Source organism: Rossellomorea sp. QJM3NY_18, assembly GCF_056173145.1.
This window is the reverse complement of the sequence record NZ_CM149659.1, coordinates 1-20,025: the sequence shown is the minus strand read 5'-3', so window position 1 is coordinate 20,025 and position 20,025 is coordinate 1. Positions and strand designations below refer to the sequence as shown.

The 20,025-nt window shown below is 44.4% G+C and carries 11 protein-coding genes, 2 tRNA genes and 3 rRNA genes; 1 reads left to right on the top strand and 15 read right to left on the bottom strand.

Features of this window, described 5'->3' with window-relative positions:
- Positions 1–64: 64 nt before the first annotated feature.
- Entirely contained in the window at positions 65–1,528 is a 1,464-nt protein-coding gene (gene guaB, locus AC0VXY_RS00080; protein WP_435988820.1) for an IMP dehydrogenase, read from the bottom strand.
- A gap of 112 nt (positions 1,529–1,640) precedes the next feature.
- On the opposite strand from guaB, the gene AC0VXY_RS00075 reads away from it, so the two are divergent.
- Positions 1,641–2,576: a YaaC family protein gene (locus AC0VXY_RS00075; protein WP_475526572.1), complete on the top strand. Its 936-nt coding sequence runs from the start codon at positions 1,641–1,643 to the stop codon at positions 2,574–2,576.
- 33 nt (positions 2,577–2,609) lie between these two features.
- Here the strand turns inward: AC0VXY_RS00075 and AC0VXY_RS00070 are convergent, their stop codons facing one another.
- The 14 genes from AC0VXY_RS00070 to dnaA form a co-directional block, all read right to left on the bottom strand.
- Positions 2,610–3,095, bottom strand: coding sequence for a glutathione peroxidase (locus AC0VXY_RS00070; RefSeq protein WP_475526570.1), 486 nt, complete (start codon positions 3,093–3,095; stop codon positions 2,610–2,612).
- Positions 3,096–4,059: 964 nt separating this feature from the next.
- Positions 4,060–4,176, bottom strand: a 5S ribosomal RNA gene (gene rrf / locus AC0VXY_RS00065).
- 229 nt (positions 4,177–4,405) lie between these two features.
- Positions 4,406–7,342 (bottom strand): 23S ribosomal RNA (locus tag AC0VXY_RS00060).
- 188 nt (positions 7,343–7,530) lie between these two features.
- Positions 7,531–7,606 (bottom strand) — tRNA-Ala (locus AC0VXY_RS00055).
- Positions 7,607–7,620: 14 nt separating this feature from the next.
- A tRNA-Ile gene (locus AC0VXY_RS00050) sits at positions 7,621–7,697 on the bottom strand.
- A gap of 142 nt (positions 7,698–7,839) precedes the next feature.
- Positions 7,840–9,391: ribosomal RNA gene (locus tag AC0VXY_RS00045) — 16S ribosomal RNA — on the bottom strand.
- Together the 16S, 23S and 5S rRNA genes with 2 tRNA genes alongside form the textbook arrangement of a ribosomal RNA operon.
- A 318-nt stretch (positions 9,392–9,709) precedes the next feature.
- On the bottom strand, positions 9,710–10,795 hold the full coding sequence (locus AC0VXY_RS00040; RefSeq protein WP_435988823.1) for an HD-GYP domain-containing protein: 1,086 nt from the start codon (positions 10,793–10,795) through the stop codon (positions 9,710–9,712).
- A gap of 150 nt (positions 10,796–10,945) precedes the next feature.
- On the bottom strand, positions 10,946–13,480 hold the full coding sequence (gene gyrA, locus AC0VXY_RS00035; RefSeq protein WP_435988824.1) for a DNA gyrase subunit A: 2,535 nt from the start codon (positions 13,478–13,480) through the stop codon (positions 10,946–10,948).
- A 108-nt stretch (positions 13,481–13,588) separates the two neighbouring features.
- A complete protein-coding gene (gene gyrB, locus AC0VXY_RS00030; protein WP_435988825.1) occupies positions 13,589–15,517 on the bottom strand; it encodes a DNA topoisomerase (ATP-hydrolyzing) subunit B in 1,929 nt (642 codons plus the stop codon).
- 42 nt (positions 15,518–15,559) lie between these two features.
- Complete coding sequence (gene remB, locus AC0VXY_RS00025) at positions 15,560–15,814, bottom strand: extracellular matrix regulator RemB (RefSeq protein ID WP_034764730.1); 255 nt, start codon at positions 15,812–15,814, stop codon at positions 15,560–15,562.
- A gap of 9 nt (positions 15,815–15,823) precedes the next feature.
- Positions 15,824–16,942 (bottom strand): DNA replication/repair protein RecF, encoded by a 1,119-nt coding sequence (gene recF / locus AC0VXY_RS00020; protein ID WP_475526569.1) that lies wholly within the window; start codon positions 16,940–16,942, stop codon positions 15,824–15,826.
- 17 nt (positions 16,943–16,959) lie between these two features.
- On the bottom strand, positions 16,960–17,178 hold the full coding sequence (yaaA, locus tag AC0VXY_RS00015) for a S4 domain-containing protein YaaA (RefSeq protein WP_034764734.1): 219 nt from the start codon (positions 17,176–17,178) through the stop codon (positions 16,960–16,962).
- A gap of 160 nt (positions 17,179–17,338) precedes the next feature.
- Complete coding sequence (gene dnaN / locus AC0VXY_RS00010; RefSeq protein WP_475526568.1) at positions 17,339–18,475, bottom strand: DNA polymerase III subunit beta; 1,137 nt, start codon at positions 18,473–18,475, stop codon at positions 17,339–17,341.
- Between the two features lie 206 nt (positions 18,476–18,681).
- A complete protein-coding gene (dnaA, locus tag AC0VXY_RS00005) occupies positions 18,682–20,025 on the bottom strand; it encodes a chromosomal replication initiator protein DnaA (RefSeq protein WP_435988828.1) in 1,344 nt (447 codons plus the stop codon).

Below are 20,025 nucleotides of genomic sequence, written 5' to 3'. Positions count from 1 at the left end.
TGACACTCATTCCCACTAAAAAAAGCTGACCAGGAAAAACTGATCAGCTTTTGTCATTATTTTCTTATAAAGAGTAGTTTGGTGCTTCTTTCGTAATCTGAACATCGTGTGGATGACTTTCACGAAGGCCGGCACCTGTCATTTTAATGAATTGCGCCTTTTCTCTTAAGTCGAATAAGTCTTTTGTTCCACAATACCCCATACCTGAACGTAAGCCTCCGACTAACTGATACAAGGTATCAGCCAATGGTCCTTTATAAGGAATACGCCCCTCGATACCTTCTGGAACGAACTTTTTCGCTTCTTCTTGGAAATAGCGGTCCTTCGATCCTTTTTCCATGGAGCTGACAGAACCCATCCCTCTGTATACTTTAAAGCGGCGGCCTTGGAAGATTTCCGTTTCTCCGGGGCTTTCAGATGTCCCCGCCAATAAGCTTCCAAGCATGACTGCATGTCCTCCGGCTGCCAGGGCTTTCACGATATCACCGGAATACTTGATGCCTCCATCGGCGATGATGCTCTTACCGTGCTTCCTTGCTTCCGTTGCACAATCATACACAGCGGTAATTTGTGGAACACCTACACCTGCAACAACTCGGGTTGTACAGATCGAACCAGGTCCGATTCCCACTTTGACCACATCTGCACCTGCTTCAATCAATTCTCTCGTCGCTTCAGCCGTCGCTACATTACCTGCTACGATATTTAACGTTGGATAAGCTTCACGTATTTCACGAACAATAGAAAGGACTCCAGCGGAATGACCGTGAGCCGTATCGATTACAATGACATCCACATGAGCTTTCACTAAATGCTCTACCCGGGTTAAGGTATCTTTTGAAATTCCTACAGCTGCACCAGCTAATAAACGTCCTTGATCGTCTTTGGCCGAATTCGGGAACTCGATGACTTTCTCAATATCCTTGATCGTAATCAATCCTTTAAGTGTTCCTTCTTGATCGATCAATGGCAGCTTTTCAATCTTATATTGCTGAAGAATTTTTTCCGCTTCTTCTAGGGTAGTGCCGACTGGAGCCGTTACAAGATTCTCCTTCGTCATGACATCCGAGATCTGGATCGAATAATCCTGAATGAAACGAAGGTCACGATTCGTTAAAATCCCGACAAGCTTCTGTTCTTGCTCGTTGTTCACAATCGGAACACCGGAAATTCTATATTTGCCCATCAAGTGCTCTGCAGAGAAGACTTGATGATCCGGAGTTAAAAAGAATGGATCAGAGATAACTCCACTTTCGGAACGTTTTACTTTATCGACCTGTTCAGCTTGCTGCTCAATACTCATATTCTTGTGGATGATACCAAGTCCACCTGTTCGAGCCATTGCAATCGCCATTTCAGCTTCGGTTACGGTATCCATCCCTGCACTGATGACAGGCACATTCAACTTAATTGATTCCGTTAATTCAACAGAGATGTTTACATCCTTTGGTAACACCTCTGATTTAGCTGGTAATAATAACACATCGTCAAACGTTAAACCTTCTTTAGCAAATTTAGAATCCCACATGTTTTCGGCCTCCCTAGTCCCAAAATATTATTAGTAGGTTATCAATTGGTTAAAATACTGTCAAGAAGAATAGGATTAATTTAACTTTTCAGAATAATTAGAAGGTGATCTCTTGAACGAAATACGTCAGCACTGGGACTTCATTCACTATTTTCAATCAGCGGAATACTCCCAGAAGTTTCTAAAAAAATGTTACGAAAAACTGGGTTCCATTCAAGCTGAAGTAAAGAGCTATGACAACTGTTATCCATTCATGTATTACTTGGAACAAGGAGAACTTTATTATAAACAAGCCATGATGTCTCCTTTTTCACTAAAGCCCATATTACTTTTTTATGGATACATTCATTTCATTAAAGCAATTGTCCTGACAGAAGATCCGGAATACCCAGAAACAACTACCGTACTTGCTCATGGAATTACCTCAAGAAAAAGAAAGAAGCAGCAGTACAGGTTTCTACAAGATGAAGTAAAGGTTCAGAAAAACGGGCTCTTTTCACATTTTTCGGACCTCGTGTTCCACGTGAAACATATCATCGGAGAAAAATACAAAATGGAAGATCTGCTCGTCCAAATACCTGAACTCGAAGAAGCATTTTTTATTCTGCTCAAAAAGAAAACCATGTTCTGGTTCACCGACCAGCAAAAACTGACGATCGACGAATCCTTACTATCCCACTTTCATATGTCCGAGTCTTTATTTACACAATACATGAACGAAAAAATAGCGGGGAATTCAATCTCTATTACAGAGGACACGCTGCACGCATCCAGCACTGAGGAACAACTACCTGTCAGATGGCATTTAAACAAAAATCGATTGGCACTGCCGGGAATACGAAATGAAGCATCCGGTATACCTGAAGTACTCATCCACTATGCCATCCTATATAACCTTAGCATGATTGCCCGGTACGAAACGGAATGGTGGGTGGAACTATTAAAAAACCGTACCAATGAAGACTATCCAATCATTACGACTTTTCTTAACGTCACAACAGAAAAGTCACCCTATCTATTACTCAAGATCCTTAAGGATAAAACATAGGAGGAAGAGAAAGGTTAAGCCTTTCCTCTTTCTCTATTCAGCATGAAGCAACTTCTTAATATCATCCTCAATTTTACGAGGATTGGTTTGTGGCGAATACCGATCAAATACCTCACCATTTTTTCCAACCAGAAACTTAGTAAAATTCCACTTAATATTGGAAAGAAGGACACCCTTTTTCTCCCGGGTTAAGAATGTGAACAATGGGTGAGCTTCCTTCCCCTTTACATCGACCTTCGCAAACATCGGGAATGCTACTCCGTAATTCACCTGACAGAACTCCATGATATCATCTTCATTATCAAACTCCTGGTTCATGAATTGATCACACGGAAATCCAAGTACGACAAGCCCTTCTTCTTTATACTCTTCATACAGGCCCTGTAGCTCCTCAAATTGGGGCGTAAAGCCACACTTACTTGCTGTGTTCACAATCAGCATGACCTTCCCCCGATACTCGTCCAACGACGTCACAGATCCATTCGCTCTCTTAACAGTGAAATCATAAATTGTCGTCATGTTTTTCTCTCCTTGTGTAAACTCTTACTTAAATAATACGTTAGGAGGCTCTGAGATAGCAATTTTGAGTGGTTGAGTAGTTGAGTAGTTGAGTGGTCAGATGACTGATCTCCGACCTCGTACTTCTAATAGATTCGATTTTTAGAATAAAAAAGTTTTATAAGTCCTTAGTATCTTAGAAAAACACTTCGATTTAGAACAAAAATGAACCAAAAAGGTGTCCTGGATTAACTAAAGGGGCTTAAAATTGCGAGATTACTAGTCTTTTTGAGGGATCTCGTAATGATGAAAAAAGGAAGAGAGGTTAATTGCGTCAATTTTTGGCAGGTATTGCGTCGTTTTTGAAATTTTTGCGTCATTTTTGGAGGGAAATGCGTCATTTTTTCCTTTTATGCGTATTTTACCATTTTATTCCATTTGTATTTAAGCTGGAATCATGTGAGTTTCAAGGAATAGAGTTCATACCGGATTTACGATATTCATGCTGGAGATGGATCTTTCCTGCGGCGTTGTGATTTATCATGCGACATTTCAAATAATCATGCCAAGATGTCGAATTTTCTTTACATCGTCATCAGCAGTGTACTCATCCCTCACCCCGTTCCCTTCTTCGTCAACAGGCAGTCAATTTGTTCCTAAAAAAAAAGACAAATCAAAAAGAGTAACTCCTAAGAGCTACTCTTTTCCTATTTGCCTGGCGACGTCCTACTCTCACAGGGGGAGCCCCCACCTACCATCGGCACTGAAGGCTACGGCTAGTGATGAGCGGCGAATCTCTTCGTCCGCTTCACTCGTTCAGATCCTCGTGTGGATACCACACTCCGGTCTTCTCTCCCTCGCGTCCTCGACCTTCTTGCTCCTCCCTACCCTCGCACTGCGGTCGAGGAGAGACCGAATGTTCTTCGAACAAAAAATCAAAACCAAAAAAAGAGTAACTCTCAATGAGCTACTCTTTTTCCTATTTGCCTGGCGACGTCCTACTCTCACAGGGGGAGATCCCCCAACTACCATCGGCGCTGAAGAGCTTAACTTCCGTGTTCGGCATGGGAACGGGTGTGACCTCTTCGCCATTATCACCAGACGACTATTCAATTGAAGGATTGTTCCTTCAAAACTAGATAAAGAATTGATGTCAAGAAAGCCGAATATCGACCAATGTTGTATCTACTATTACAAGTAGACAGTAATCCAGCTCCGGCGGCTAGAGACTCGAGGTCATTTCAGTTCAATCAGCTGAGGGTAAAAAGCACCCTCAGCTGATTGCCCAGAAATGCTTGTCGTCTCTGTTCAAGCCGCCTCCGCTTTATAATGTGGTTAAGTCCTCGATCGATTAGTATCAGTCAACTCCACATGTCGCCATGCTTCCATCTCTGACCTATCTACCTAGTCATCTTCTAGGGATCTTACTCACTTACGTGATGGGAAATCTCATCTCGAGGGGGGCTTCATGCTTAGATGCTTTCAGCACTTATCCCTTCCGCACATAGCTACCCAGCGATGCCTTTGGCAAGACAACTGGTACACCAGCGGTGCGTCCATCCCGGTCCTCTCGTACTAAGGACAGCTCCTCTCAAATTTCCTGCGCCCACGACGGATAGGGACCGAACTGTCTCACGACGTTCTGAACCCAGCTCGCGTACCGCTTTAATGGGCGAACAGCCCAACCCTTGGGACCGACTACAGCCCCAGGATGCGATGAGCCGACATCGAGGTGCCAAACCTCCCCGTCGATGTGGACTCTTGGGGGAGATAAGCCTGTTATCCCCGGGGTAGCTTTTATCCGTTGAGCGATGGCCCTTCCATGCGGAACCACCGGATCACTAAGCCCGACTTTCGTCCCTGCTCGACTTGTAGGTCTCGCAGTCAAGCTCCCTTGTGCCTTTACACTCTGCGAATGATTTCCAACCATTCTGAGGGAACCTTTGGGCGCCTCCGTTACTCTTTAGGAGGCGACCGCCCCAGTCAAACTGCCCACCTGACACTGTCTCCCACCCCGATAAGGGGCGCGGGTTAGAATTTCAATACAGCCAGGGTAGTATCCCACCGATGCCTCCACCGAAGCTTGTGCTCCGGTTTCCAAGGCTCCTACCTATCCTGTACAAGCTGTACCAAAATTCAATATCAGGCTACAGTAAAGCTCCACGGGGTCTTTCCGTCCTGTCGCGGGTAACCTGCATCTTCACAGGTACTATAATTTCACCGAGTCTCTCGTTGAGACAGTGCCCAGATCGTTACGCCTTTCGTGCGGGTCGGAACTTACCCGACAAGGAATTTCGCTACCTTAGGACCGTTATAGTTACGGCCGCCGTTTACTGGGGCTTCGATTCGCACCTTCGCTTACGCTAAGCACTCCTCTTAACCTTCCAGCACCGGGCAGGCGTCAGCCCCTATACTTCGCCTTACGGCTTCGCAGAGACCTGTGTTTTTGCTAAACAGTCGCCTGGGCCTATTCACTGCGGCTCTCTCGGGCTTGCACCCTACCAGAGCACCCCTTCTCCCGAAGTTACGGGGTCATTTTGCCGAGTTCCTTAACGAGAGTTCTCTCGCTCACCTTAGGATTCTCTCCTCGCCTACCTGTGTCGGTTTGCGGTACGGGCACCTTTTTCCTCGCTAGAGGCTTTTCTTGGCAGTGTGGAATCAGGAACTTCGCTACTATAATTCGCTCGCTATCACAGCTCAGCCTTCTAAGATGACGGGATTTGCCTCATCATCAGCCTAACTGCTTAGACGCACATATCCAGCAGTGCGCTTACCCTATCCTCCTGCGTCCCCCCATTGCTCAAACGGAAAAGAGGTGGTACAGGAATATCAACCTGTTGTCCATCGTCTACGCCTATCGGCCTCGACTTAGGTCCCGACTAACCCTGAGCGGACGAGCCTTCCTCAGGAAACCTTAGGCATTCGGTGGATGGGATTCTCACCCATCTTTCGCTACTCATACCGGCATTCTCACTTCTAAGCACTCCACCAGTCCTTACGGTCTAGCTTCGCAGTCCTTAGAACGCTCTCCTACCACTGACACCAAGAGGTGTCAATCCACAGCTTCGGTGATACGTTTAGCCCCGGTACATTTTCGGCGCAGAGTCACTCGACCAGTGAGCTATTACGCACTCTTTAAATGGTGGCTGCTTCTAAGCCAACATCCTGGTTGTCTAAGCAACTCCACATCCTTTTCCACTTAACGTATACTTTGGGACCTTAGCTGGTGGTCTGGGCTGTTTCCCTTTCGACTACGGATCTTATCACTCGCAGTCTGACTCCCATGGATAAGTCTTTGGCATTCGGAGTTTGTCTGAATTCGGTAACCCGATGAGGGCCCCTAGTCCAAACAGTGCTCTACCTCCAAGACTCTTACACATGAGGCTAGCCCTAAAGCTATTTCGGAGAGAACCAGCTATCTCCAAGTTCGATTGGAATTTCTCCGCTACCCACACCTCATCCCCGCACTTTTCAACGTGCGTGGGTTCGGACCTCCATTCAGTGTTACCTGAACTTCATCCTGGACATGGGTAGATCACCTGGTTTCGGGTCTACGACCACATACTAAATTCGCCCTATTCAGACTCGCTTTCGCTGCGGCTCCGTCTTATCAACTTAACCTTGCATGGGATCGTAACTCGCCGGTTCATTCTACAAAAGGCACGCCATCACCCGTTAACGGGCTCTGACTACTTGTAGGCACACGGTTTCAGGTTCTATTTCACTCCCCTTCCGGGGTGCTTTTCACCTTTCCCTCACGGTACTGGTTCACTATCGGTCACTAGGGAGTATTTAGCCTTGGGAGATGGTCCTCCCAGCTTCCGACGGGATTTCACGTGTCCCGCCGTACTCAGGATCCACTCAAGAGGGAATGAAGTTTCAACTACAGGGTTGTTACCTTCTTTGACGAGCCTTTCCAGACTTCTTCGTCTACTTCATTCCTTTGTAACTCCGTATAGAGTGTCCTACAACCCCAAGAGGCAAGCCTCTTGGTTTGGGCTATATCCCGTTTCGCTCGCCGCTACTCAGGGAATCGCAATTGCTTTCTCTTCCTCCAGGTACTTAGATGTTTCAGTTCCCTGGGTCTGCCTTCCATACTCTATGTATTCAAGTAAGGATATTGTTCCATTACGAACAATGGGTTCCCCCATTCGGAAATCTCTGGATCAAAGCTCACTTACAGCTCCCCAAAGCATATCGGTGTTAGTCCCGTCCTTCGTCGGCTCCTAGTGCCAAGGCATCCACCGTGCGCCCTTCATAACTTAACCTAAATTTCGCTTTATCAGCTTTGCTGCTAAATCAAAATTTGATCACTTACTAATTAAGGTTTAAACCCTAAAATGGCGATACTCGGTAATTTCTTGACTATCAATTTATCTTTATCTAGTTTTCAAAGAACAATCATGGATCTCGAAAGAGATCGTATGGTTAGATATTTTGCTTGCGCAAAAATCTTTGGTGGAGCCTAGCGGGATCGAACCGCTGACCTCCTGCGTGCAAAGCAGGCGCTCTCCCAGCTGAGCTAAGGCCCCGTTTAATGAGAATATGGTGGGCCTAAGTGGACTCGAACCACCGACCTCACGCTTATCAGGCGTGCGCTCTAACCAGCTGAGCTATAGGCCCATATTCCATAAAAATGAATGATAAGCAATGCTTACCATTGTTTGTTTGATGAAGAGTTATTTTGCTTTCGCAAAAAACTTTATTGAACCATCAAAACTGAACAAAACTTCGACGCGACAACGTTTTAGTAAATCTTCCTTAGAAAGGAGGTGATCCAGCCGCACCTTCCGATACGGCTACCTTGTTACGACTTCACCCCAATCATCTGTCCCACCTTAGGCGGCTGGCTCCAAAAGGTTACCTCACCGACTTCGGGTGTTACAAACTCTCGTGGTGTGACGGGCGGTGTGTACAAGGCCCGGGAACGTATTCACCGCGGCATGCTGATCCGCGATTACTAGCGATTCCAGCTTCATGTAGGCGAGTTGCAGCCTACAATCCGAACTGAGAACGGTTTTATGGGATTGGCTAAACCTCGCGGTCTCGCTGCCCTTTGTACCGTCCATTGTAGCACGTGTGTAGCCCAGGTCATAAGGGGCATGATGATTTGACGTCATCCCCACCTTCCTCCGGTTTGTCACCGGCAGTCATCTTAGAGTGCCCAACTGAATGCTGGCAACTAAGATCAAGGGTTGCGCTCGTTGCGGGACTTAACCCAACATCTCACGACACGAGCTGACGACAACCATGCACCACCTGTCACTCTGTCCCCCGAAGGGGAAAGCCCTATCTCTAGGGTTGTCAGAGGATGTCAAGACCTGGTAAGGTTCTTCGCGTTGCTTCGAATTAAACCACATGCTCCACCGCTTGTGCGGGCCCCCGTCAATTCCTTTGAGTTTCAGTCTTGCGACCGTACTCCCCAGGCGGAGTGCTTAATGCGTTAGCTGCAGCACTAAGGGGCGGAAACCCCCTAACACTTAGCACTCATCGTTTACGGCGTGGACTACCAGGGTATCTAATCCTGTTTGCTCCCCACGCTTTCGCGCCTCAGTGTCAGTTACAGACCAGAAAGTCGCCTTCGCCACTGGTGTTCCTCCAAATATCTACGCATTTCACCGCTACACTTGGAATTCCACTTTCCTCTTCTGCACTCAAGTTCCCCAGTTTCCAATGACCCTCCACGGTTGAGCCGTGGGCTTTCACATCAGACTTAAGAAACCACCTGCGCGCGCTTTACGCCCAATAATTCCGGACAACGCTTGCCACCTACGTATTACCGCGGCTGCTGGCACGTAGTTAGCCGTGGCTTTCTGGTTAGGTACCGTCAAGGTGCCGCCCTATTCGAACGGCACTTGTTCTTCCCTAACAACAGAGCTTTACGATCCGAAAACCTTCATCACTCACGCGGCGTTGCTCCGTCAGACTTTCGTCCATTGCGGAAGATTCCCTACTGCTGCCTCCCGTAGGAGTCTGGGCCGTGTCTCAGTCCCAGTGTGGCCGATCACCCTCTCAGGTCGGCTACGCATCGTTGCCTTGGTGAGCCGTTACCTCACCAACTAGCTAATGCGCCGCGGGTCCATCTGTAAGTGATAGCTAAAAGCCATCTTTCAACATTTCCTCATGTGAGAAAATGAGTTATCCGGTATTAGCCCCGGTTTCCCGGAGTTATCCCAGTCTTACAGGCAGGTTACCCACGTGTTACTCACCCGTCCGCCGCTGATATCAGGGAGCAAGCTCCCATCAATCCGCTCGACTTGCATGTATTAGGCACGCCGCCAGCGTTCGTCCTGAGCCAGGATCAAACTCTCCGATAAAAGTTTGAATAGCTCTTTAAAAATAAATCTAGAATTAACGTTGACGTATTGTCTTGTTTTGTTCAGTTTTCAAGGTTCAATGTGTAAGCGCTTCGTTTGAAGCGACCTTTATAATATATCATTTACAACGTTTATCGTCAAGGTATTTTTATTATTTTAGAAAAGTTATTTTCTTGATAATTATGTAATGCCTTTCGGACAACAAATAATAGTATACACACTATCAAACACGTTTGCAATAGGTAAATGATAAAAAGTCGCAGGTCTCTTTATTGACCTGCGACTTTTTTCATTCGGATGCTAAATCCGTAGTCGATCTTAGATAAAAACCTCTGTAATATAGATGTTCTTTTGCTGAGATAAATCTACTATTTCATCTGTCTTGAGTTTAACGATCGGACTGATGAAGGCGTTCGGTTTGGTATAAATGACTTCTCCAAATTCTCCGGTTGATAACTTTACCGGGGTGCCTGTTCTTAAGTCTCCCATTAATTGAAGGAGTCCTTCCACTACTTTAATATCAAATTTACCAAACAAGTCTTTGCTGATCATATCCAATACTTTGAAGATCGGCTGCTTGCTTCTGTACATTCTCTCTGATGTCATGGCATGAAACACGTCGGCAATCCCGACAATCTGTGAATAGAGGTGAATACGTTCGCTCTTTTCGGATGCAGGATATCCTGTTCCATCGAAACGTTCATGATGCTGAAAGATTGCGAGCTTCGTTTCCGTTTTTAATAGTGGAGTGTCTTTGACCATTTTATACCCGTTTGCCGTATGTAGCTTCACTTCTTTAAATTCACTTTCTGTCAGCGGTTGATCCTTGGATAATATATGTGGGCTCACCTTAGCCATCCCACAGTCAGCCAGTGCTCCCGCTAATGCCAGTTGATTGATCTGTCCCGATTGTAAACCGATCTTCTTTCCTATTAAAGCACTGATGATACTTACTGAAACAGCATGATGATAGAGATAATCTTTCTTCGTTGAATAGTGATGAAGGGAATATATATATATATGATTTTTTTCCACCTCTTGAATAACCGGGAGTATGAGTTCTCTCACTCTTGCCACGTTAACGGCCGTACCCGACTGCCAATTCATGAATTCCTTCTTGAATTCCTTTACTGTCGTTAAGTAAAGGTCTACAAATCCTAAAGTCTCCTGAGAATTTGTCTCCTCCTGATTGGAGGCCTTATCGGAAGAGAGCGGTGACTTGAATGAATTTCCGTCGGCTTTTGTTTTCTCTATGTATAACTCGTTGATATGGAATGCTTGAAGGATATTAAAATGTTCATCTTCAAGCACCGTATTCTTCGGGATGATCGGGTTTGCTGCCATTCCCATGATATCTTCAGCTACGATGCAGCCTAATTGTATTTCCCCACGATGGACCTTCAACTATCCAACACCTCACGTCTGTTCTTTTAGTTTATTTTACCAAATTCAGTGAGGTATAGTTGTTATTTTCAAAAAATAAATGTGTCATTTCCAAAAAAATAAGCTATTTTCAGAATGGTTATCATTACTGAAAATAGCTTATTCTATCATTTATTCTTCTGTGTCTTCATTAGCCTCATCAGAAGCTGCTTGGTCTTCCATGTCGTTCTGTTCCATTTCCTCAACAGATTCGACAGGCGCTTCCGTTTCTTCTTCATCTTCTTTTTCAACTTTGGCGACGGTTGAAACAAATTCACTTTCTTGAAGACGGATCAGCTTGACCCCTTGAGTGTTACGTCCCGTTGTGGAAATGTCATTTACGTCCATACGAATGAGGACGCCATGGGCGGTGATGATCATTAAATCTTCTTCGCCTGTGACAGCTTTAACAGAGACGAGTTCTCCATTACGCTCAGTCACGTTACATGTCTTCAATCCTTTACCACCACGGGTTTGGACTCTATATTCACTGGCTGGAGTACGTTTTCCATAACCATTTACAGTGACAACCAAGACATCACTCTTGTCTTCAAGGATTTCCATACCGACAACGATATCATCGTCGCTGAGGTTGATTCCTTTTACTCCAGTGGCTGTTCTGCCCATGGAACGAACGTCTGTTTCAGGGAAACGGATCAGCATCCCCTGCTTCGTTCCGATGATCATATCTTTTTCGCCATCGGTCAGTTTGACGGAAATCAGTTCGTCATTTTCCCGAAGGTTGATGGCGATCAGCCCGTTCGTCCGGATATTGGCGAAATCGGAGACCGGAGTCCGTTTGGATATCCCTTGCTTCGTCGTGAAGAATAAATACCAGTCGTCCACAAATTCTTCGACCCGGATCATGGCGTTGATCCACTCATCTTTTTCCACTCCGAGCAGATTAATGATCGGAAGTCCTTTCGCAGTACGACTGAACTCAGGAATTTCATATCCTTTCGCACGGTATGCTTTTCCTTTGTTTGTAAAGAATAGAATCGTATCATGAGTCGACGTGGTCAATAAGTTTTCAACAAAGTCTTCATCATTGGTACCCATTCCCTGGATTCCTCTTCCTCCACGCTTTTGACTGCGGTAGGTTGAGACAGGCAGGCGCTTGATGTATCCGTTATGAGTTAGAGATACGACAATGTTTTCTCTTGGAATTAAGTCTTCATCTTCAATATTCTCAATTCCACCCGCTACAATTTCTGATCTTCTTTCATCATTGAAGCGTTCTTTGATTTCGATAAGCTCTTCACGAATGATTTCGAGAACTTTTTCATCATCTGCAAGGATCGCTTTTAGTTCAGAAATTAGCTTCACCAGTTCCTGGTACTCATCTTCAATTTTTTCTCGTTCTAAACCAGTTAAGCGTTGAAGACGCATATCCAGGATCGCTTGAGCTTGTTTGTCAGATAGGGAGAAGTTCTCCATCAAGCCTTGTTTCGCAAGTTCCGTAGTTTGAGAGCCACGGATAAGGGCAATGATTTCATCAATATGATCTAAGGCGATACGCAGTCCTTCTAAGATATGAGCTCTTGCTTCAGCTTTGCGTAATTCGAATTCCGTTCTGCGGCGAATGACTACACGTTGGTGCTGAAGATAGTGATAGAGACATTCTTTTAAGTTCAATACCTTCGGCTGACCGTCTACAAGTGCCAGAAGATTGATCCCGAAGCTTGTTTGAAGTGCTGTTTGTTTATATAAGTTATTGAGGAGTACGTTAGCATTGGCATCTTTTCTTACTTCAATGACGATGCGCATACCATTACGATCCGATTCATCACGGAGATCGGTGATACCATCAATCTTCTTATCCCGGACCAGATCCGCGATCTTCTCAATGAGTCTCGCTTTATTTACTTGATAAGGAATTTGATGAACGATAATCGTTTCTTTTCCGTTGCTCTTTGTTTCAATTTCCACACGGGCACGCATGGTGATGGAACCTTTACCTGTTTCATAGGCACGACGGATCCCGCTTCTTCCTACAATTAGCCCTGCAGTAGGGAAATCAGGTCCATAGATGAATTCCATCAGCTCTTGAATCGTAATGTCGGGATCTTTACTTAATGCAAGGATTCCATCGATGACTTCTCCAAGATTATGGGGAGGGATGTTCGTTGCCATCCCTACGGCGATTCCTGAAGAACCGTTTACTAACAGGTTAGGGAAACGGGCAGGTAATACTTCCGGCTCTCTCTCGGTACCATCATAGTTATCTTTATAATCAATTGTGTCTTTATTAATATCACGAATGAGTTCCATAGAGATTTTAGACATACGTGCTTCTGTGTAACGCATGGCAGCAGCTGCGTCTCCATCAACGGAACCGAAGTTTCCATGACCGTCCACAAGCATGTAACGATAGTTGAAATCCTGTGCCATACGCACCATTGTGTCATACACAGCTGAATCACCGTGGGGGTGATACTTACCGATTACTTCACCGACGATACGTGCTGATTTCTTGTACGCTTTGTCAGACGTCATGCCGAGGTCATTCATCGCATATAAAATACGGCGATGGACGGGCTTAAGGCCATCACGTGCATCTGGTAAGGCACGTGAAACGATGACACTCATCGCATAATCCAGGAAAGACGAGCGCATTTCACTACTAATATTAATTTCTTTAACATTCGATCTTGGTATTTCTGCCATAGTAAAAGGGACCTCCTTTTAAAGAAAGATTTATACCTTTCTCATTCTTTACCTTGTCCGCTATGTAAAAGACAGGATAGCACATGGTCTATCCTGTACTATTTTATTTTAGATATCCAGGTTCTTAACGTACGCTGCGTTTTCTTCGATGAAGTTACGTCTTGGCTCAACTTTGTCACCCATCAGGATATCAAAGGTTTCGTCAGCTTCAATCGCATCTTGAAGACTTACCTGCAGCAGGGTCCTTGTTTCCGGATCCATTGTTGTTTCCCAAAGCTGCTCAGGGTTCATCTCTCCAAGACCTTTGTAACGCTGGATTCCAGGTTTAGGTGTCGGGGAAATTTCTGCAAGTATGCGATCCAGTTCCTTATCATTGTAGGCGTACTCGATTTTCTTCCCTTGTTGTATTTTGTACAAAGGCGGTTGAGCGATGTAGATATAGCCTGCTTCAATGATATTTCTCATGTAACGGTAGAAGAACGTTAATAATAGCGTACGAATATGAGCGCCATCAACGTCGGCATCGGTCATGATCACGATTTTATGGTATCTCGCTTTAGCCAGATTGAAGTCTTCACCAATCCCTGTCCCAAGAGCTGTAATAATCGCACGGACCTCGTTATTAGAAAGGATCTTGTCAAGACGTGCTTTTTCTACGTTGATGATTTTACCACGCAGAGGCAGGATGGCCTGGAAGTGACGATCCCGGCCCTGTTTGGCCGATCCACCGGCTGAGTCACCCTCAACCACATAGATTTCACTGATGCTCGGGTCCTTAGATGAACAGTCCGCCAGTTTACCAGGAAGGCTCGAGATTTCCAGGGCGCTCTTACGACGGGTAAGTTCCCTTGCTTTTTTCGCAGCCAGTCGGGCACGGGCAGCCATAAGACCTTTTTCCACAACTTTTCGTGCAACAACCGGGTTTTCAAGTAAGAACGTTTCCAGATGCTCCGAGAAAAGTGAATCTGTGATCGTCCTTGCTTCTGAGTTCCCGAGTTTTGTTTTCGTTTGACCTTCGAATTGAGGGTCAGGGTGCTTGATCGAGATGATGGCTGTCAATCCTTCACGGACATCTTCCCCTGAAAGATTGGCATCATTCTCTCTGAAGACATTATTTTTACGGGCATAATCATTGATGACCCTCGTCAACGCCGTTTTAAATCCAGACTCATGGGTTCCACCTTCATGGGTATGGATATTATTGGCGAATGAGTAAAGATTACTTGCGAAACCGTCATTGTATTGAAGGGCGATTTCAATGGTGATTTCATCTTTCTCCCCCTCAATGTAGATCGGTTCTTCATGGATGACTTCTTTCGAACGGTTAAGGTGCTCAACGTAGGACTTAATTCCACCTTCATAATGGTAGTCCTTTCTTTTCCCTTCGCCGCGCTTATCTTCAATACTGATTTGGATCCCTCTGTTTAAGAAAGCCAGTTCACGAATACGATTTGCAAGTATGTCATATTCATATTCCGTCGTTTCAGTAAAGATTTCAGGATCTGGAGTAAAGTGAATGATCGTTCCGGTCTTGTCCGTTTCTCCGACCACTTTAAGGTCGAAGCTCGGGACACCTTTTTCGAATTTCTGGTAGTAGATGTTTCCATCACGATGGACATGTACCTCAAGTTCCGAGGAAAGGGCATTAACAACCGATGCCCCGACACCGTGCAGTCCGCCGGATACTTTATATCCGCCGCCGCCGAACTTACCACCCGCGTGAAGGACCGTCATGATGACCTCTACGGCAGGACGTCCCATTTTTTCATGGATACCGACCGGAATACCACGTCCATTATCCGTTACGGTAATACTGTTATCCTCTTCAATGATGACTTCGATTTCGTCACAGTGACCGGCTAATGCTTCATCAATACTGTTATCAACGATTTCCCACACCAAGTGATGCAGACCTCTGCCGCTTGTTGATCCAATATACATACCCGGTCTTTTTCGAACGGCCTCCAAACCTTCTAAAACCTGAATCTGATTTTCATCATAGGAGCCGCCTTGCGCTTGATTTTGTTCTATAGCCATACTGATTCACCTACACTTTCTAACCTTCAGGGCTTTATATTTCTATAATAAATTCTCATAGTTTGAGTATTTCTTTGATCGCTTCTTTAACGTACTGGATGCCAGCGGTGAGAGATACAACTGGCCCGTTGTGATAACAAGAGATTTATATGAACCCTTTGCAAGGTTGCAAAGGTTATGATCTTTCGTTTTTAGAAAATGTTGAATTTCCTCTGAAAATTGAACGGTGTCTCGATCAATAATTGCGATGATTTCATCTGTACGTACCATGACATCTTCTCCAACATGTATGTACAAGGTAACACCTCATTTCAATCTTTTCATGGATCCGGCTTCTACTTCGAACGTAGTGGCCTCGTTTAAGGTTTGATGATCAATTCCATCCACATTGGTCGTAGTCACGAAGGTTTGAACTTTCCCCTGGATGGTATTTAATAAGTGAGACTGACGATAATCGTCCAACTCAGATAACACATCATCCAGAAGTAAGATGGGATACTCTTTGATTTCAGAGTGTATCAGCTCGATTTCTGCAAGCTTCACAGAGAGGGCCGTCGTCCGTTGCTGCCCTTGTGACCCGAATGTTTGAACATCCCGTCCATTCACAATAAATTGAAGATCATCCCGATGGGGTCCGACCAGGGTCACACCCCGATCAATCTCCCGTTCGCGGATACCATCGAATTTCTGCTCATATATATCTACCATTTTTGACCATTCTTGATTATCTGATACATCTAAAGACGGTTTATATACGATTTCCAACGTTTCTAAGTTTCTTGAAATCCCTGAATGGATCGGTTTCGCCCAACTTTCCAATAGCTGAACGAACTCAAATCGTTTCTTCGTGATTTTCACCGCCATCCCGATGAACTGTTCAGTCAAGACATCAAGCATCGTCTGGTCTTTTTGTTTTCTCGTTTGCAACTGTTTTAAATAATGGTTGCGTTGCTGTAATATTTTTTGATAAAGGCTGATATCATGTAAATAAACAGGAGAAACCTGACCGATTTCCATATCGATAAAACGGCGCCTGACTTGAGGGCTCCCTTTTACCAAATGAAGATCTTCAGGTGCAAACATGACAACATTCATATTCCCGACATATTGACTCAATTTAGATTGTTCAAGGTGATTACTCTTCGCCCTTTTTCCCTTTTTGGACAGGATCAGCTCCAAAGGTAATCCACCGTTATATTTCTGAATCCTACCTTTTATTTTAGCATATTCCTGGTCCCAACGGATTAAATCTTTATCATTTGAGGTCCGGTGGGATTTAGCCATTGCCAGGACGTAGATAGACTCCATGATATTCGTCTTCCCCTGGGCATTTTCTCCAAGAATGACGTTCACCTTATTTTCGAAACTAACGTCGATTGATTCGTAATTGCGATAGTTTCTTAATTCTAATTGTTCAATGTACATGGACATAACACCCTTTATTATTCTCCAGCAACCACAAAGACCCCTACTTCAGGAATTTCTACTTTGTCTCCAACCGTAAGCTTTCTTCCTCTTCTTTGGTCTTGTTCCCCGTTTATGTATACTTCATATTCACTTAAGAACCATTTCGCCATCCCACCGGACTGAATCACTTCAGCAAGCTTCAGGAATTGTCCCAATGTGATGATTTCTGTTTCAATGGTGATCTCTTTTGCCATTAAAATCACTACTTTCCGTATAAAGTCTCTAATATATTATTTTACTCTAAATGGAGTTAAGTCACAACTAACGAAAAATGGAGAAAGTAGTTGCAGTGGATTTCCGCTAAAAATAAAGCCAACACCCAAACTTCTCGAAGGTGCTGGCTTTTTTGCTTTTTTAGTACGTCCTTACTGGAAGAATCAATTGAAGAATCGAGTCGTCATGAAGTGGCTTCAGAACGAACGGTCTCATCGCTCCCGTGAAGTTTACATGGATTTCGGTTCCTTCAATGGCTTTTAACGCGTCCATCATATATTTCGCGCTGAAGGAGATTTTCAATTCCTCCCCTTCAATTGATTGGCTTTCCACCTGCTCGATGACCTTCCCGATTTCAGGCGTGTTTGATGAAATTTCAATGATTCCGCCATCAAGCGTCGAAAGTTTCACAACGTTATTACGTCCTTCTCTAGCCAGTAGCGATGCACGATCGATCGCTTGTAAAAATTCTTTTGTACTAAGGGTCAATTCTGTTTTCGTATCAGATGGAATCAATCGACTTGTGTCAGGATAGTTCCCTTCTAATAATCTCGAGAAAAATAATAAATGTTTCGCTTTGAACAAAACCTGGTTTTCCGTAATGACGATTTCAACGGGTTCATCCGTATCATCCAGAATCTTGTTCAACTCATTTAAGCTCTTTCCTGGAATCACGATATTGTAGGATGCATCATGATTTGTTTCGATCGGTGCTTTTCTCATGGCAAGTCTGTGACTATCTGTTGCAATACAGCTCAACTCCCCGTCTTCGATCTGACAGTTTACACCTGTCAAGATGGGACGTGTTTCTGAGGTGGACACTGCGAATACGGTTTGTCTAATCATCGTTTTAAGAAGATCCGTTGAAACCTTAATTCCGTTTCCTTCTTCTATTTGTGGAAGATGCGGATATTCTTCAGGATCCAGACCGTTTAAATTGAATTCTGCCTGCCCCGATCGGAGGACTGTTTGGAAGTGACTTTGAACTTCGATTTCCACCGTATCTTTCGGTAATTTCTTTACAATCTCACTAAAGAACTTTGCCTGCAGGACAATGCCTCCTGTTTCCATGATTCCAACGATCTCAGTACCTTCTTCCTCACTCGGGATAAAGGATTCAATCGAGATATCCGAATCACTACCTGTCAATGTGACTCCATCTTCGGTGGCAATGATTTTGATCCCTGTCAGGATGGGAATCGTCGTTCTTGATGTGACGGCTTTCATGACGTCTTGGACGCTCTGGACTAGATGGTCCCTTTGAATAACAAATTTCATGATTTATTCCTCCAATTTGCACATAAGTTTATGGACTGAATCATATACTAATAATTTATTTAAAAAATAGTAATAGAAGTAGTAGGGCCTGTTGATATGTGGATAAGTGTGTGAATCGAACGTAAACACAGCCTATCCACATGTGGACAGACTGTGTGCTAGTTAGTCGGAGTTATTCACATTATCCAGTTTGGTTGTGTGTAGATTCAGGCCTTTAATGTTTCACGAATTTCCTTCAATTGCTGCTGAAGAAGTGCATCCGTTCCGAGTAATGTACTGATCTTCTCATGAGCATGAATGACAGTCGTGTGATCACGTCCGCCAAACTCTTCCCCGATCTTCGGAAGGGAGGAATCCGTCATTTCCCTGGATAAATACATGGCGATTTGTCTCGGAAATGCGATGGACTTTGTTCGTTTTTTCGCTTTGAAATCCTCGAGCTTCACATTGAAATGCTCGCCAACGACACGTTGAATTTCCAGGATGGTAATCGCCCTTGGCTTCGAGCTCGGGATGATATCCTTCAACGCTTCAGCTGCAAGATCTGCATTGATGTCTTTATTTATAAGAGAAGAGTACGCGACGACACGGATCAATGCGCCCTCTAGCTCACGAATATTGGAATCGATTTGATTAGCTATATAAAGCATGGCTTCATTTGGAATATCCAGTCCTTCAGCCTTTGCTTTTTTTCGTAAAATCGCAATTCTCGTCTCGAGATCCGGTGGTGTGATATCTGTAATAAGCCCCCATTCGAATCGAGAACGAAGTCTATCTTCAAGTGTCGGAATTTCTTTCGGTGGCCGATCACTGGAAATGACAATTTGCTTGCTTTCTTCATGTAAGGTATTAAAAGTATGGAAAAATTCCTCTTGTGTTTGTTCTTTACCCGCTAAAAATTGAATATCATCAATTAATAAAACATCTACACTACGGTATTTATTGCGAAAATCGACTGCTTTATTATCCCTGATGGAGTTAATGAATTCGTTGGTGAATTTTTCAGATGACAAGTAAACTACTTTCGCAGCAGGATTATGTTCGAGTACATAATGGCCGATGGCATGCATCAAGTGAGTTTTCCCAAGGCCGACTCCCCCATAAATAAATAAGGGATTATAGGCTTTGGCAGGTGCTTCCGCCACAGCCAAAGAAGCGGCATGGGCGAACCGGTTGCCCGAACCGATAACAAACGTGTCGAAAGTGTATTTGGCGTTCAGCATATTTTGATTGATATCCTGCTGATCATCATCTTTCATCGACTTTGGTGGTATTTGAATATCAAACTCTTCCGGCTCCTGGTTTTGAGGAATGATAAATTTCACGACTAGTTCTTCGCCCGTAATATCATACAAAACCCCTGAGATTAGCTGAGAGTAACGGCCTTCCAGCCAATCTCTTGCAAATTCATTTGGAGCTGTAATTACAAGGGTGTCCCCTTGAATGGAATGGGCCTTAGTTGATTTCAACCAAGTATCAAAGCTTGGTTTACTGATCTTTTTTTCAATATTTTCTAAGGCCTTGCTCCAAAGATCCCCGATATTCTCCAA

What these genes read in the sequence shown, in the direction of transcription:
- recF (WP_475526569.1), bottom strand. Translation starts at nt 16,942, where the DNA reads ATGTACATTGAACAATTAGAATTAAGAAACTATCGCAATTACGAATCA.
- gyrA (WP_435988824.1), bottom strand. Translation starts at nt 13,480, where the DNA reads ATGGCAGAAATACCAAGATCGAATGTTAAAGAAATTAATATTAGTAGT.
- dnaN (WP_475526568.1), bottom strand. Translation starts at nt 18,475, where the DNA reads ATGAAATTTGTTATTCAAAGGGACCATCTAGTCCAGAGCGTCCAAGAC.
- AC0VXY_RS00070 (WP_475526570.1), bottom strand. Translation starts at nt 3,095, where the DNA reads ATGACGACAATTTATGATTTCACTGTTAAGAGAGCGAATGGATCTGTG.
- yaaA (WP_034764734.1), bottom strand. Translation starts at nt 17,178, where the DNA reads ATGGCAAAAGAGATCACCATTGAAACAGAAATCATCACATTGGGACAA.
- guaB (WP_435988820.1), bottom strand. Translation starts at nt 1,528, where the DNA reads ATGTGGGATTCTAAATTTGCTAAAGAAGGTTTAACGTTTGACGATGTG.
- gyrB (WP_435988825.1), bottom strand. Translation starts at nt 15,517, where the DNA reads ATGGCTATAGAACAAAATCAAGCGCAAGGCGGCTCCTATGATGAAAAT.